This is a genomic window from Salmonella sp. 32082101201600294FB01SM01, from assembly GCF_017572865.1.
GTDB classification, from domain to species: Bacteria; Pseudomonadota; Gammaproteobacteria; order Enterobacterales; family Enterobacteriaceae; genus Salmonella; species Salmonella enterica.
In genome coordinates, this window is the sequence record NZ_JAGESB010000004.1 from 178,605 (window position 1) to 193,022 (window position 14,418).

The following is a 14,418-nucleotide window of genomic DNA, read 5'->3' on the forward strand; positions in this document are numbered from 1 at the left end:
GTCTGCCCTGCCGTTTATTCTGTTTCAGCTGGCGTTACTGCTGACTTTCACGCTCGGCGATAAAGCCCAGCGCTTTGTTGATACGCTCAATGCTGCGGGTTTTACCAATCGCATGTACGGTGACATCCAGCGCAGGCGACTGCCCGGCACCGGTCACAGCCACACGCAGCGGCATCCCTACTTTACCCATCCCCACTTCCAGCTCATCCGCCGTGGCCTGAATCGCGTGGTGGACGTTTTCTGCTGACCAGTCCGTAATCGCCGACAGCTTGTCGCGCACCACTTCCAGCGGCTGACGCGCCACCGGGCGGAGGTGTTTTTTCGCCGCATCGGCGTCAAACTCGCTGAAGTCTTCATAGAAGTAGCGGCAGCTCTGCGCCATCTCTTTCAGAGTTTTGCAGCGTTCGCCCAGCAACTTCACCAGTTCAGCAAGCTGCGGGCCGTTACGGGTGTCGATATTTTCCTGCTCGATATGCCACTGCAAATGCGTCGCCACATATTCCGGCGCCAGCGTATTGATATAGTGGTGGTTCAGCCACAGCAGTTTATCGGTGTTGAACGCGCTCGCAGACTTGCTCACCGCACCGAGGGAGAACAGCTTGATCATCTCTTCGCGGGTGAAGATCTCCTGATCGCCGCTGGACCAGCCCAGACGCACCAGATAGTTCAGCAACGCTTCCGGCAGATAACCGTCATCGCGATACTGCATCACGCTCACCGCACCGTGACGTTTAGACAGCTTTTTACCGTCGTCGCCGTTAATCATCGACACATGCGCGTACATCGGCACCGGCGCGTTTAACGCTTTCAGAATGTTAATCTGGCGCGGAGTATTGTTGATATGGTCTTCGCCACGAATCACATGGGTAATTTCCATATCCCAGTCGTCCACCACCACACAGAAGTTGTAGGTCGGCGAACCGTCGGTACGACGAATGATCAGATCGTCCAGCTCCTGATTGCTGAATTCGATCGGGCCACGGATCTGATCATCAAAAATAACGGAACCGTCCTGCGGGTTAGCAAAGCGCACCACGCATGGCTCATCGTCGGCATGATGTTCGTGACTGTGGCGGCAGCGCCCGTCATAACGCGGCTTCTCGCCTTTCGCCATCTGATCTTCACGCAGTTGCTCCAGACGCTCTTTAGAGCAGTAGCATTTATAGGCCGTTCCCGCCTCCAGCATCTCGTCAATCACCGCGTTATAGCGATCAAAACGTTTGGTCTGGAAATATGGGCCTTCGTCCCATTCCAGGTTCAGCCAGTTCATACCATCCATGATGGCTTCAATGGCTTCCGGCGTGGAACGCTCAAGATCGGTGTCTTCAATACGCAGCACGAACTCACCGCCGTGGTGACGTGCGAAAAGCCAGGAATAAAGAGCAGTACGCGCGCCGCCGACGTGCAGATAACCTGTCGGGCTAGGCGCGAAGCGAGTTTTGATTTTCATGAAATGGCCTTACGTTTATAAAGATGCCGACAACCGGCAAATCCTGGAAAGATGAATAGCCTTGTATTCTATCACTGTGGCTTGATTCCTCAATGTTGATCCGGTCAGAACGCTACGCTTTGCTATTTCCGTATAGAAATCATGCAGCGCGGAGTAATTCACGATCGTTTTGTTTAATTTTACGACGAACAAACAAAAACTTTAGAAAATGCGTTGACTCATTTTCAACTCTCCCTATAATGCGACTCCACACAGCGGGGGTGATTAGCTCAGCTGGGAGAGCACCTCCCTTACAAGGAGGGGGTCGGCGGTTCGATCCCGTCATCACCCACCAACTACTTTATGTAGTCTCCGCCGTGTAGATAAGAAATTGAGAAGTGGGTGATTAGCTCAGCTGGGAGAGCACCTCCCTTACAAGGAGGGGGTCGGCGGTTCGATCCCGTCATCACCCACCACTTTCTCGCCAGCTAAATTTCTTATTGTGAAGTACCGAAGTGGGTGATTAGCTCAGCTGGGAGAGCACCTCCCTTACAAGGAGGGGGTCGGCGGTTCGATCCCGTCATCACCCACCACTTCGGGTCGTTAGCTCAGTTGGTAGAGCAGTTGACTTTTAATCAATTGGTCGCAGGTTCGAATCCTGCACGACCCACCAATGTAAAAAAGCGCCCTAAAGGCGCTTTTTTGCTATCTGCGATTTATAAGATTCGAACCTGCCACAGGTTCGGGTCTTGCCTGATGCGCTGCGCTTATCAGGCCTACAGACGACACCGCACTCGTAGGCCGGATAAGACGTTAGTCGCCATCCGGCACAGACATCATACCGTCAACGCCGCCACCAGTTTCTCCAGTGCTGGCGTTGCCTGCTGCTGGTCATACACAATATACAAATCCGCCGGAATACGTTCCTCTAACGGACGGAACACCACACCCGGCCAGCTCATTTGCGCATAGCCATCAGCCATCAACGTAATCCCAATCCCCATACTGATCATCGCCAACACCGTTTGCGGCTCAACCACTTCCCGAATAATCATTGGCGAGAAACCCGCCTGTTGGCATACACGTTGTAAAAATCCCCAATCAGAATGCACGGAAGGCAGCGTGACAAAATATTCATTGCGCAACGCCGCCAGCGGCACAGAATCTCTGGATGCCAGATCGTGATCTTCCGGAACTGCAACCATGAATGCAGATTCATGCAAACGTATGCTGGTAAAACCGACTGCCGGTTCGATAGCCATACGCCAGATCCCTGCATCAAGCTCCCGACGCTCTAACAACGCCATTTGCATACCTGGAGACTTTTCGCGAAAAAGTACTTCAACATTGGGGTTTGCTTTCAAAAAGTGACGCATCGCAGGGCGCATTCTTCCCCACAGCGCCGTACCAACCACACCCAGTTCAATGCGCCCCGCTTCACCGCGACCAATCTGCTCCACTCGCGCCAGCGCCTGATTTGCATTGGCTAACAAGCGACGTGACTCTTCCATCAAAACTTTCCCGGCATGGGTTAATGCAACGCTGCGGGAATGACGAATAAACAACAATGTACCCAGTTGCTGTTCAAGTTCTTTGATATGGATACTCAAGGGAGGTTGTGACATATTTAACCGGGCAGCAGCCCGGCCAAAATGCAATTCTTCTGCAACAGCGAGGAAATAACGTAATAGCTTTAGATCAATACGATGGGCTCGTTCCATCACTATCGCACTCCAGCAATAAGGGATAACGTCTGGAATTTACCATATTACCTAGTAAAAAATAGATTTAACGACAAGATACCCAATATACATAAATACAATAGATAACACCCCGGGTAAAACATTTGGTGCAGGAATAGGTATACGGCATAAAGTAAAAAATGCGCCAATACCAAATCCAATACCGGAGGAGAGAATAATTTCTTTCATGCTGTGTCCTTGTTCATAAAAATGGACTGGCGAACATCCTCTCGCCAGTCAAATAAAATTAATGTGCTAATGATTTGGTCGACAGTTTTTCTGGATGGTGCTGATATTTAAAGAACAATGCAAAAATAACGGCCAATGCCAGAGCGTAGGCGGCAAAGACCAGCCAGATGGTTTGCCAATCTTTTACGCCATCAATAGAAAAATAATCCACGGCCATACCGCTTAAAAGAGACCCAATCCACGCCCCCACGCCGTTAACCATGGTCATAAATAGCCCCTGCGCGCTGGCGCGAATACTTGAGTCCACCTCCTGCTCTACAAATACTGACCCTGAGATGTTGAAGAAATCAAATGCGCAGCCATAAACAATCATCGACAGCAGCAATAGCACAAAGCCAAACGGGGATGGATCGCCAAAGGCAAAGAAGCCGAAACGCAGCGTCCATGCCAGCATGCTCATCAGCATTACCGTTTTAATACCAAAGCGTTTAAGGAAGAACGGAATGGTGAGGATAAAGCCCACTTCCGCCATCTGCGAAACTGAAAGCAAGATAGAGGGATACTTCACCACAAAACTACCGGCAAACTCAGGATTACGGGCAAAATCATGCAGGAACGGATTACCGAAGACATTGGTAATTTGCAGCACCGCCCCCAACATCATCGCAAACAAAAAGAAGATTGCCATGCGTGGATTTTTAAACAGAACAAAAGCATCCAGTCCGAGCTTACTGGCAAGCGTGGTGTTCGCCTTCTTCTCGGCTACCGGAATTTTCGGTAACGTCAGTGCATACAGGGCCAGCAATAACGATGCGCCAGAAGCGATGTATAATTGCGCACTGCTCAGTTCCAGCCCCATCAGGCTCACCGTCCACATCGCAACAATAAAACCTATTGTGCCGAAAACGCGCACAGGCGGAAATGACGTTACCGGATCCTGACCTGCTTTCGCCAGACAGGAGTACGAAACGCTATTGGATAATGCAATCGTTGGCATATACGCCATCGCATTAACCAACATCACCCAGAACATCGTCTGGGGATCGGTAACGGTGGTGGCGTACAATAACGCCCCCGCGCAAACCAGATGGCAAAGCATATAGGCTCGCTCAGCGCGCAGCCATTTATCAGCAATGATCCCCATAATGCCCGGCATGATAATCGCTGCCAGCCCTTTTGAGCTGTAGACCATACCAACATTCGCGCCGGTAAAATCCAGTGTATTGATCATGTAAGAGCCCAGGGTAACCAGCCAGCTCCCCCAGATAAAATATTGCAAGAACGACATGACTTTTAAGCGGGACGTAATACCCATTTTTTATTCCTTGCCGTGAGATAAAGCCCCAATACGGGGCCGTAGTCATTGTGTTTAGGCCAGCTTACGTAAAAAGCCGCAAATCAGATTTATAAAGTTCTGCCGGGAAAGTTCAGCCGCAGCCAGCGTTTGCGCATGGGAGAGTTTTACATCGCCCAGCCCTTCCGCCAGATTGGTGATCGCTGAGACAGCAACAACTTTGAGACCACAATGACGTGCGCTAATCACCTCAGGGACAACGGACATTCCGACCACATCGCCGCCAATAATCTGCATCATGCGGATTTCTGCCGCCGTTTCGAAGTTCGGACCCGGATAAGAAACAAATACGCCTTCAGTGAGGGGGAATCCCTCCTCTGCCGCAACGGACTGAAGCATGGCGCGATAATCTGCGTCATAAGCATTAGCCAGCGAGAAGAAGCGATCGCCATAACGATCATCGTTTGGCCCCACCATCGGCGTACCGGGCATCGTATTAATGTGATCGCTAAGCGCAACCAGGCTACCCGGCCCCACTTCCGGACGCAGAGATCCTGCCGCATTGGTGCAGAACAACACTTCACAGCCCAGTAATTTCAACGTGCGAATGGCATCGGTCATCACCGCCATTCCACGCCCTTCATAAAAATGCCCGCGGCCTTTCATACAGGCCACCGGAACACCCGCCAGATGGCCGAGCACCAGTTCACCAGCATGGCCGTGTACGGTGCTGACGGGAAATCCCGGCAATTTCTCGTAAGAAATGGCTACCGCATCTTCGATTTGATCCGCCAGAGCACCCAACCCGGAACCTAAAATAAACGCGACTCGCGGGGTAAATGCCGGTTTATGTGCATGAATAATATCAACACAATACTCAGGATTATGAGAAAAAAGAGCGTGAGGCATAAGTTTCCTTGTTCTATCGGATTTAATTTGACTCCTTTTTATAACGACCATCGCCCCTTGCTGACCAATACACTTTTCACGTGTCATCAATAGCCATTTAATATCGATAGATTTAGATCGCTTCTGTATTAATACAGAGGTAAAACAGTATTGGTTTTTGCTTGCACTTCATATTAACAATATGCCGCTTTCATATTTATAAATTGCCTCTTTTTAATTAACCCATTAATAATTATCGGCATAGGGAAATATGCTATGAAAAAAATTCTTACTCTGACGCTTTCTTCTTTGCTCATTATTCCCACACTCACCCATGCGGAATTTAAAGGCGGGTTCGCCGATATCGGCCTCCATTACCTCGACTGGACATCAGACACCACGGAAAAAACCAGTAAAAAATCTCATAAAGATGATTTTGGGTACCTGGAACTGGAAGGCGGAGCGAATTTTAGCTGGGGAGAAATGTACGTTTTTTTCGACTGGGAAAATTTTTACAATGGCCGCCACGCTAAACCCGGCAGCGAACAGCGTTACACCTTTAAAAATACTAACCGTATTTATCTGGGCGATACAGGATTAAACCTCTATCTCCATGCCTACGGGACGTACGGTTCACCTCATCGCGCTAATTTCCATGATGACATGTTTCTCTATGGTTTAGGCTATAACTTCGCAGGTAACGGTTACTGGTTTAAACCCTTCTTTGCCAAACGTTATACCGATCAGACCTACTACACAGGCGATAATGGTTATGTATTAGGTTGGGTGGCCGGCTATAGCTTCTCGTTGGGTAGTGAGAAATTCAGCGTAACGAACTGGAATGAGTATGAGTTTGACCGCGATGCGTCCTACGCTGCGGGCAATGGCGGGAAAGATGGCATTAATGGCGCAGTAGCGCTGTGGTGGAATGCGACTCCTCACCTGACCGCAGGAGTACAATATCGTTACGCTGATAATAAGTTAGGAGAATCCTTCCTGCAGGATGGCATTATTTATTCCATCAAATACCTGTTTTAATGCACTGCCCTGTCAAAAATGGCAGGGCAAGACCGCACCTCACGCACGGACAGATAGATATTTATAGCTGATACAGTGGATCTTTCGCCCTCGCGGCGGTTAATTCGCTGGCCTGGGTGCGTACTACATCCCATAACGCCTGCGCCGCGGTGGATAAAGAACGGTTTTTTCGCCGCGCCAGCATGAGCTGCCTTTCAACTACGGGCGTCAGCCGTTTAACCTGTAAGTGGCTGCCCTGCGGGAGCGGTAACGCCAGCGCGGGCAGTACGCTGATGCCGATTCCCGCTTCCACCATTGGAAAAAGCGTGGCCGGGTGACCAATCTCCTGAACAATATTGGCATCAATCGAAAAGTGGGCCAGCGCCGCATCAATCAGCGGTCGACTGCCGGAAGCATAATCCTGTAAGACCAGCGACGCCTGTTTAAGATCCTGCCAGCTTACCCATTCCTGATGCGCCAGCGGATGATCCTGGCGACACAACAGTAAAAAAGGCTCTGATAAGATGGCTTCACACTGTAAATCCACCGCTGCGCCAGGATCGATAACGATGCCAAAATCCACTTCTCCCTGGCGGATACTCTCCAGCACCCACTGCTGCGGACGATCGTGCAATACAAAATCAATAGCGGGATAAAGTGAATTACTTTGGGCAATGCATTGCGGAATAAGATGCGCAGAAATGGTTTGGCTCGCGGCAACGCGCACGGTGCCGGTTAATTGTGTCCCTACTCTGCCTGCATCGCGCAGTATGCTGTTCAGTTCATCAAGCACCCGCTCCAGACGCGTCGCCAGTTGTTGCCCCGCCTCGGTCAGCACCACCTCACGCGTAGTGCGATCCAGCAGTCTGACGCCGGTTTGCCGCTCCAGCTCTTTTACGCTATGACTGACCGCAGACTGGCTCAGTCCAATCCTGTCCCCTGCCCGACTAAAACTTTTGGCCTGGGCGACGGTAATAAAAATACGCAGTTGACGCAGTGAATAGTTCATCGACTAGATTCATATATAGATGCAATAAATCAATTTTATTTCTCAAAGCGAAAAACGCAAAATAGCTGCACCGACTTTCAGGAGTTTTTATGAAACTTTTTCGTATCCTTGACCCTTTCACGCTGACACTTATCACCGTGGTACTGCTGGCCTCTTTTTTCCCGGCGGAAGGTGGCTTTGTGCCTGTCGTTGAAGGCATTACGACAGCGGCCATCGCTCTGCTGTTTTTTATGCATGGCGCGAAGCTTTCACGTGAAGCGATCATCGCTGGCGGCAGCCACTGGCGGTTGCATCTGTGGGTCATGTGCAGCACTTTTGTGCTCTTCCCTGTCCTCGGCGTACTGTTTGCCTGGTGGGCGCCTGTCAATGTCGACCCTATGCTCTACAGCGGCTTTCTGTATCTGTGTATTTTGCCCGCCACCGTGCAGTCTGCGATTGCGTTTACTTCACTCGCGGGCGGTAACGTCGCGGCCGCGGTGTGCTCAGCGTCTGCGTCCAGTCTGCTGGGCATTTTCCTGTCGCCGCTGCTGGTCGGTCTGGTAATGAATATTCATGGCGCGCAGGGCAGTCTGGAAGAGGTGGGCAAAATTATGCTGCAACTGCTGCTGCCTTTTGTGCTGGGACACCTGTCTCGCCCGTGGATCGGCAACTGGGTCGCGCGCAACAAAAAGTGGATCGCGAAAACGGATCAGACCTCTATTCTGCTGGTGGTCTACTCGGCGTTCAGCGAAGCGGTGGTCAACGGCATCTGGCACAAAGTCGGCTGGGGATCGCTGCTGTTTATCGTCGTGGTCAGCCTCATACTGTTGGCGATCGTCATCGCTATTAACGTCTTTGTCGCCCGTAAATGCGGCTTCAATAAAGCCGACGAAATCACTATTGTTTTCTGCGGTTCGAAAAAAAGCCTGGCCAACGGGATCCCGATGGCCAATATTCTTTTTCCGACGTCAGTGCTGGGTATGATGGTATTACCGCTGATGATCTTCCACCAGATCCAACTGATGGTCTGCGCAGGGCTGGCGCGGCGCTACAAACGTCAGACCGAGAAGTTACAGGCGCAGCAGGAAAGCCGCGCCGCGAAAGCTTAAAGCGGGCGTTTCAGGGGCTGTACCAGTTGCGTCAGCCCCTCGGTTTTAATCAGCAGCGTGATTTGCATCAACTCCCCCAGTTTACCCGCCGGAAATTGATCTTTACGGGCAAACCACAGCAAATACTCTTCCGGAAGGTCGATCAATCGACGTCCCTGATATTTGCCGAACGGCATCACGGTGTTGGCGATTTCAACCAGCTGCTCTTTTTCCATCTCAGGCATCCAGTAAGCGGATCATTTCCGCTTCATCAATCACGGTAATACCCAGTTCCTGCGCTTTGGCAAGTTTGGAACCCGCCGCTTCACCGGCAATCACCAGATCGGTTTTCTTCGATACGCTGCCTGCCACTTTCGCGCCCAGCGCCACTAAACGCGCTTTAGCGTCATCGCGGGACATCTGGCTCAGGCTACCGGTTAGTACCACGGTTTTACCGGCAAACGGGCTATCGATCTCTTGCACATTAATGACTACCGGCGCGGGCCAGTGAACCCCTTCCGCCAGTAGCTGCCCAATCACGTCACGATTACTCTCTTCGGCAAAAAAGTTAAAGACGTGCGTAGCGACAACAATCCCCACGTCAGGCACTTTCTGCAACTCGTCAATGGTGGCGGCCTGCAGCGCCTCCAACGTGCCGAAATAAGCCGCCAGCCCCGCCGCCGTCGCCTCACCCACTTCACGGATGCCCAGCGCATAGAGAAAACGCGCAAAGGTCGTCGCTTTGGCTTTTTCCAGCGCGTTTACAACATTTTGCGCGGACTTTGGCCCCATTCGGTCCAGGCCGGTCAGTTTACCCGCCGTCAGACGGAACAGATCCGCTGGCGTATGGACATACTCCCTTTCCACCAGTTGGTCGATGATCTTATCGCCCATCCCGTCTACATCCATCGCCCGGCGCGACACAAAATGTTTCAGCGACTCTTTACGCTGCGCGCCGCAAATCAGCCCGCCGGTACAACGGGTAACGGCTTCGCCTTCAACGCGCTCTACGTCCGATCCGCACACCGGACAGTGCGTTGGAAACACAATCGGACGCGTCTCTTCAGGGCGTTCGGACAGAACCACGTTGACCACCTGAGGGATCACATCGCCTGCCCGACGGATAACCACCTTATCGCCAATACGCAAGCCAAGCCGTTCAATTTCATCGGCATTATGCAACGTGGCATTGCTGACCAGCACACCAGCCACCTGAACTGGTTCCAGACGCGCCACCGGCGTAATCGCCCCGGTGCGCCCGACCTGAAACTCAACATCGCGCACAAAAGTCATCTGCTCCTGAGCAGGGAATTTAAACGCCACCGCCCAGCGCGGCGCGCGGGCCACAAAGCCCAGCTGTTCCTGCAAAGCCAGCGAGTTGACCTTAATCACCACGCCGTCGATATCAAAACCGAGCGTGGGGCGATCTTTTTCGACGTTGTGATAAAAATCCAGTACCGCCTGGGGAGAATCGCACAGCGTCACGCGATCGCTGACCGGTAGCCCCCACGCTTTAAATTGCAGCAAACGTCCCAGATGCGTATCCGGCAACTCGCCGCCTTCCAGAATACCGACGCCGTAGCAGAAAAATGTTAGTGGTCGCTTCGCCGTAATACGCGGATCGAGCTGACGCAGCGAGCCCGCCGCCGCGTTACGCGGGTTAGCAAACACTTTGCCGCCAGTACGGCGCGCGTCTTCATTGATCTTTTCGAACCCGGCCTGCGGTAAAAATACCTCTCCGCGAACTTCAAGACGCGCCGGAATGTTATCGCCATGCAGCTTTAAAGGAATGGCGCGAATCGTGCGCACGTTTGAAGTGATATCTTCACCGGTGGTGCCGTCGCCACGCGTCGCAGCGCTCACCAGCACGCCGTTTTCATACAGAATGCTGACCGCCAGGCCATCCAGTTTTAGCTCGCAGCACCAGATGACATTTTCCGTGCTTTTTAGACGATCCTGCACTCGCTTGTTAAACGCCAGGAAGCTTTCTTCATCAAATACGTTATCGAGCGACAGCATCGGTACTTCATGGCGAATCTGGTTGAATGCCGTCAGCGGCGCCGCGCCAACGCGCTGCGTGGGCGAATCCGGCGTGATAAGGTCCGGACGTTGCGCCTCCAGCTCTCGCAGTTCCCGCATCAGGCGGTCATATTCGGCGTCGGGAATCTCGGGCGCATCCATCACATGATACAGATATTCATGATGGCGAAGCGTGGTTCGCAGTTCTGTCAGTTGTTGTTCGATTGGTTCCATATCACACCATCAATGATAAAAAACCCCCGACAGGCGGGGGTTACGTTAAAAATATCACACCTGCGTTAACCTCAGGCGTTAGCGTCCATCACCTCGCGGATGCGGTCCTGATATTCGCGCAGTTTCTGCGGCGTCATCATCCGACGCTGGTCATCCAGCACGACGCCGCCGACCTCATCAGCGATATGCTGCGCGGATTGCAGCATCAGCTTGAAGTTCTGCAGCGCATCGCCGTAAGACGGAACCTGCATAAAGATAGTGACGCCAGGCGTAGTGAAGTCCGTCATTTCAGGATCAAACGTTCCCGGATTGACCATATTCGCGAGACTGAACAAGGCCGGGCCGCTGCCGTCCGGGCTCAAATGACGATGGAAAATATTCATATCGCCAAATTTAAAGCCTGACTGCTGAATACTGTTCAGTAACACTTCACCATTAAGCTCGCTGCCATGATGGGCCGCGACGTTCATAATGATGACCGCCTCTTTACGCTGCGGTTTTTCCACAACCGGCGCTTCTTCCACTACCGGTTCTGCCTCAACCACAGGTTCCGCAGGCTGGAAGGTTTGCGCTGATGGCGGCGGCGCGGGCTGCGCAACAGGCTGCGGCGTTTGCGACGGCGGTGCAGGCTGCTGTTGCGGCGGCTGTACCGGCGGCGCAGATGGCTGAACCTGCTGAGGCTGCGGCGCAGGTTGGACCGGTTGCTGAACCGGCTGTTGCATCGGCGCTTGCGGCTGCGGCGGCGCCGCTGGACGCGGTTGCGCAGACGCATAAGGCGGCTGGTACTGGTGTTGCGGCGACTGACGAGGGGCATCATGCTCCTGCGGCTGGCCGGGGGCATGATTTACGCGGTGAACACGAACTTCACCCACGCCTTCGTCTTCTTCAACATCGTCGTCATACGAGTCGTCGTCGCGTTTCGATTTCATGCGTTTTAGTGGACGATCGCGGAACATAGAAGATCGTTCTTTACGGCTGGTCCAGAAACCATGTACCAGTAAAGCGATTATGGCGATCGCGCCAACAATGATTAATATCAGACGCAAATCCTGCATCATTATATTCTCTGTTGTTCTAACACCTTGCCACCACGGCAAACATTTACTCACTAAGAGTATTTGCCGATTACGTCAAGTGCAAGTGTACTGTTGGCTTTCGCAGCATAAAGATGAAGGAAAATGTACTTTTTGCTGTTTTTTCGAACATTTCCGAACTATCCACCGTCTGATAACCGGGTAAGATATCCCACGTTTACCCAGGGCTTTAAGAAAAAGGAGTATGTCCTGAATATGGTTTCATCATCCACAACCGTACCACGTAGCGGCGTCTATTATTTCTCGCAAGGATGGAAGTTAGTCACCCTACCGGGAATCCGCCGCTTTGTTATTTTACCTTTGCTGGTCAACATTGTGCTGATGGGCGGCGCATTTTGGTGGCTGTTTACGCAGCTTGACGCCTGGATACCTTCGTTGATGAGTCATGTGCCGGACTGGCTGCAATGGCTGAGCTATCTGCTGTGGCCGATTGCGGTTATCTCTGTTCTGCTGGTCTTTGGCTATTTTTTCTCTACCCTCGCCAACTGGATCGCCGCGCCGTTTAACGGCCTTTTAGCCGAACAGCTTGAGGCGCGGTTAACCGGCGCCACGCCGCCAGATACCGGCATACTTGGCATCATGAAAGATGTACCGCGCATTATGAAACGTGAATGGCAAAAGCTGGCGTGGTATCTGCCGCGTGCTATTGTGCTGCTGGTTCTCTATTTTATTCCTGGCATTGGCCAAACCATCGCGCCGGTGCTGTGGTTTTTGTTCAGCGCCTGGATGCTGGCGATCCAGTATTGCGACTACCCGTTTGATAACCACAAAGTGCCGTTTAAAACGATGCGCGCCGCGTTGCGCACGCAGAAGGTCGCGAATATGCAATTTGGCGCGCTCACCAGCCTCTTTACGATGATTCCGGTGCTTAACCTTTTCATTATGCCTGTCGCCGTCTGTGGCGCGACGGCAATGTGGGTTGATTGCTGGCGTGCTAAGCACGCGTTATGGAAATAACGTAAAAATGTATAAATAAGAGATGGCTTATGCTGTCTCTTATTCCATACTGATAACCATTATTTCCCATCAGCATATAGATATGCGAAATCCTTACTTCCCCATATCTGGCTGGAAGGTATGCTGGGAAGGTATCCCAATTTCATACAGTTAAGGACAGGCCATGAGTAAGATTTATGAAGATAACTCGCTGACTATCGGTCATACGCCGCTGGTTCGACTGAACCGTATCGGTAATGGACGCATTCTGGCGAAGGTGGAGTCGCGCAACCCGAGCTTCAGCGTCAAGTGCCGTATCGGCGCCAATATGATTTGGGATGCCGAAAAGCGTGGCGTACTGAAACCTGGCGTGGAACTGGTGGAGCCGACCAGCGGCAACACCGGTATTGCGCTGGCGTATGTCGCCGCCGCGCGCGGTTACAAACTCACCCTGACCATGCCGGAGACCATGAGCATTGAACGCCGCAAGCTACTCAAAGCATTAGGCGCGAATCTGGTGCTGACCGAAGGGGCGAAAGGGATGAAAGGCGCTATTCAGAAAGCCGAAGAAATTGTCGCCAGCGATCCGCAAAAATATCTCCTGCTCCAGCAGTTCAGCAACCCTGCCAACCCGGAAATCCATGAAAAAACTACCGGCCCGGAAATCTGGGAAGACACCGATGGTCAGGTGGATGTGTTTATCTCCGGCGTCGGCACTGGCGGTACGTTAACCGGCGTCACGCGTTATATCAAAGGGACGAAGGGTAAAACCGATCTTATCACCGTTGCGGTAGAACCCACTGACTCCCCGGTTATCGCCCAGGCGCTGGCTGGTGAAGAGATCAAACCAGGCCCGCATAAAATTCAGGGCATCGGCGCAGGCTTCATCCCGGGCAACCTGGATCTGAAACTGATTGATAAAGTGGTTGGCATCACCAATGAAGAAGCCATTTCTACCGCGCGCCGTCTGATGGAAGAGGAAGGTATTCTGGCAGGAATTTCTTCCGGCGCCGCGGTTGCTGCAGCGCTTAAGCTGCAGGAAGATGAAAGCTTTACCAATAAGAATATTGTGGTTATCCTACCTTCATCGGGTGAGCGTTATCTGAGCACCGCGTTGTTCGCCGATCTCTTTACTGAGAAAGAACTGCAACAGTGATGCCAGCATGTTAAAAACGCGTAAAAAAGCACCTTTTTGGGTGCTTTTTTGTGGCCTGCTTCAAACTTTCACCTCACCTGGCATTGATTCACCCTGCCGGAACTGGTATTTAACCAGACTAATTATTTTGATGCGCGAAATTAATCGTTACAGGAAAAGCGTTAGCTGAATCGATTTTATGATTTGGTTCAAATCTTCCTTTCGCGGCATAATGTTTAATGACGAGCGAAACGTCAGCGGCCATAAGTTGCCAGCAACGGATTGCGTAGAACACCTTTTGTGTCGCGTCCCGTTTACGCCGGCGCTAACAATACAGGCTAAAGTTGAGCCGCCAGGCTAGACTT

13 protein-coding genes and 4 tRNA genes are annotated in these 14,418 nt (G+C 52.0%); 8 read left to right on the forward strand and 9 right to left on the reverse strand.

The features are described from left to right. Positions 1 to 34 precede the first annotated feature (34 nt). Positions 35 to 1,450 carry a glutamate--tRNA ligase gene (gene gltX / locus J4645_RS17320; protein WP_000695623.1) on the reverse strand — a complete coding sequence of 472 codons (1,416 nt, stop codon included), beginning with the start codon at positions 1,448 to 1,450 and terminating at the stop codon, positions 35 to 37. Positions 1,451 to 1,708: 258 nt separating this feature from the next. On the opposite strand from gltX, the gene J4645_RS17325 reads away from it, so the two are divergent. From J4645_RS17325 to J4645_RS17340, 4 genes are all read left to right on the forward strand, one after another. Beyond that, positions 1,709 to 1,784 (forward strand) — tRNA-Val (locus J4645_RS17325). A gap of 45 nt (positions 1,785 to 1,829) precedes the next feature. Then, positions 1,830 to 1,905 (forward strand) — tRNA-Val (locus J4645_RS17330). A 41-nt stretch (positions 1,906 to 1,946) separates the two neighbouring features. Next, positions 1,947 to 2,022 (forward strand) — tRNA-Val (locus J4645_RS17335). Positions 2,023 to 2,026: 4 nt separating this feature from the next. Next, positions 2,027 to 2,102 (forward strand) — tRNA-Lys (locus J4645_RS17340). Between the two features lie 163 nt (positions 2,103 to 2,265). Here the strand turns inward: J4645_RS17340 and J4645_RS17345 are convergent. Genes J4645_RS17345 through xapA form a run of 4 tightly spaced genes read right to left on the reverse strand, consistent with a single transcriptional unit; the run spans position 2,266 to position 5,563 of the window. Then, a complete protein-coding gene (locus tag J4645_RS17345; protein WP_000438884.1) occupies positions 2,266 to 3,150 on the reverse strand; it encodes a LysR family transcriptional regulator in 885 nt (294 codons plus the stop codon). A 51-nt stretch (positions 3,151 to 3,201) separates the two neighbouring features. After that, positions 3,202 to 3,360, reverse strand: a complete 159-nt coding sequence (locus J4645_RS17350; RefSeq protein ID WP_000658727.1) for a DUF1427 family protein — start codon at positions 3,358 to 3,360, stop codon at positions 3,202 to 3,204. A 58-nt stretch (positions 3,361 to 3,418) separates the two neighbouring features. Then, on the reverse strand, positions 3,419 to 4,675 hold the full coding sequence (locus J4645_RS17355; RefSeq protein WP_023215011.1) for a nucleoside permease: 1,257 nt from the start codon (positions 4,673 to 4,675) through the stop codon (positions 3,419 to 3,421). Positions 4,676 to 4,729: 54 nt separating this feature from the next. Then, positions 4,730 to 5,563 carry a xanthosine phosphorylase gene (gene xapA, locus J4645_RS17360; protein ID WP_001119755.1) on the reverse strand — a complete coding sequence of 278 codons (834 nt, stop codon included), beginning with the start codon at positions 5,561 to 5,563 and terminating at the stop codon, positions 4,730 to 4,732. Positions 5,564 to 5,818: 255 nt separating this feature from the next. On the opposite strand from xapA, the gene J4645_RS17365 reads away from it, so the two are divergent. Continuing rightward, on the forward strand, positions 5,819 to 6,580 hold the full coding sequence (locus J4645_RS17365) for an outer membrane protein OmpK (RefSeq protein WP_000722939.1): 762 nt from the start codon (positions 5,819 to 5,821) through the stop codon (positions 6,578 to 6,580). 61 nt (positions 6,581 to 6,641) lie between these two features. Here the strand turns inward: J4645_RS17365 and J4645_RS17370 are convergent, their stop codons facing one another. Continuing rightward, a complete protein-coding gene (locus J4645_RS17370; protein WP_001109835.1) occupies positions 6,642 to 7,568 on the reverse strand; it encodes a LysR family transcriptional regulator in 927 nt (308 codons plus the stop codon). 89 nt (positions 7,569 to 7,657) lie between these two features. On the opposite strand from J4645_RS17370, the gene J4645_RS17375 reads away from it, so the two are divergent. Next, positions 7,658 to 8,656 carry a bile acid:sodium symporter family protein gene (locus tag J4645_RS17375; protein ID WP_000765569.1) on the forward strand — a complete coding sequence of 333 codons (999 nt, stop codon included), beginning with the start codon at positions 7,658 to 7,660 and terminating at the stop codon, positions 8,654 to 8,656. On the opposite strand, the gene J4645_RS17380 is transcribed toward J4645_RS17375, so the two are convergent. From J4645_RS17380 to zipA, 3 genes are all read right to left on the reverse strand, one after another. Further along, entirely contained in the window at positions 8,653 to 8,871 is a 219-nt protein-coding gene (locus J4645_RS17380; RefSeq protein ID WP_001519708.1) for a DUF3820 family protein, read from the reverse strand. The genes J4645_RS17375 and J4645_RS17380 overlap by 4 nt on opposite strands. 1 nt (position 8,872) lies before the next feature. After that, complete coding sequence (ligA, locus tag J4645_RS17385; RefSeq protein WP_023215012.1) at positions 8,873 to 10,888, reverse strand: NAD-dependent DNA ligase LigA; 2,016 nt, start codon at positions 10,886 to 10,888, stop codon at positions 8,873 to 8,875. Between the two features lie 71 nt (positions 10,889 to 10,959). After that, entirely contained in the window at positions 10,960 to 11,946 is a 987-nt protein-coding gene (zipA, locus tag J4645_RS17390; RefSeq protein ID WP_000983115.1) for a cell division protein ZipA, read from the reverse strand. A gap of 231 nt (positions 11,947 to 12,177) precedes the next feature. On the opposite strand from zipA, the gene cysZ reads away from it, so the two are divergent. Both cysZ and cysK read left to right on the forward strand, forming a co-directional pair. Continuing rightward, complete coding sequence (gene cysZ, locus J4645_RS17395; protein WP_000255008.1) at positions 12,178 to 12,939, forward strand: sulfate transporter CysZ; 762 nt, start codon at positions 12,178 to 12,180, stop codon at positions 12,937 to 12,939. A 163-nt stretch (positions 12,940 to 13,102) separates the two neighbouring features. Further along, positions 13,103 to 14,074, forward strand: a complete 972-nt coding sequence (cysK, locus tag J4645_RS17400; protein ID WP_000036904.1) for a cysteine synthase A — start codon at positions 13,103 to 13,105, stop codon at positions 14,072 to 14,074. The last annotated feature ends 344 nt before the right edge of the window (positions 14,075 to 14,418 follow it).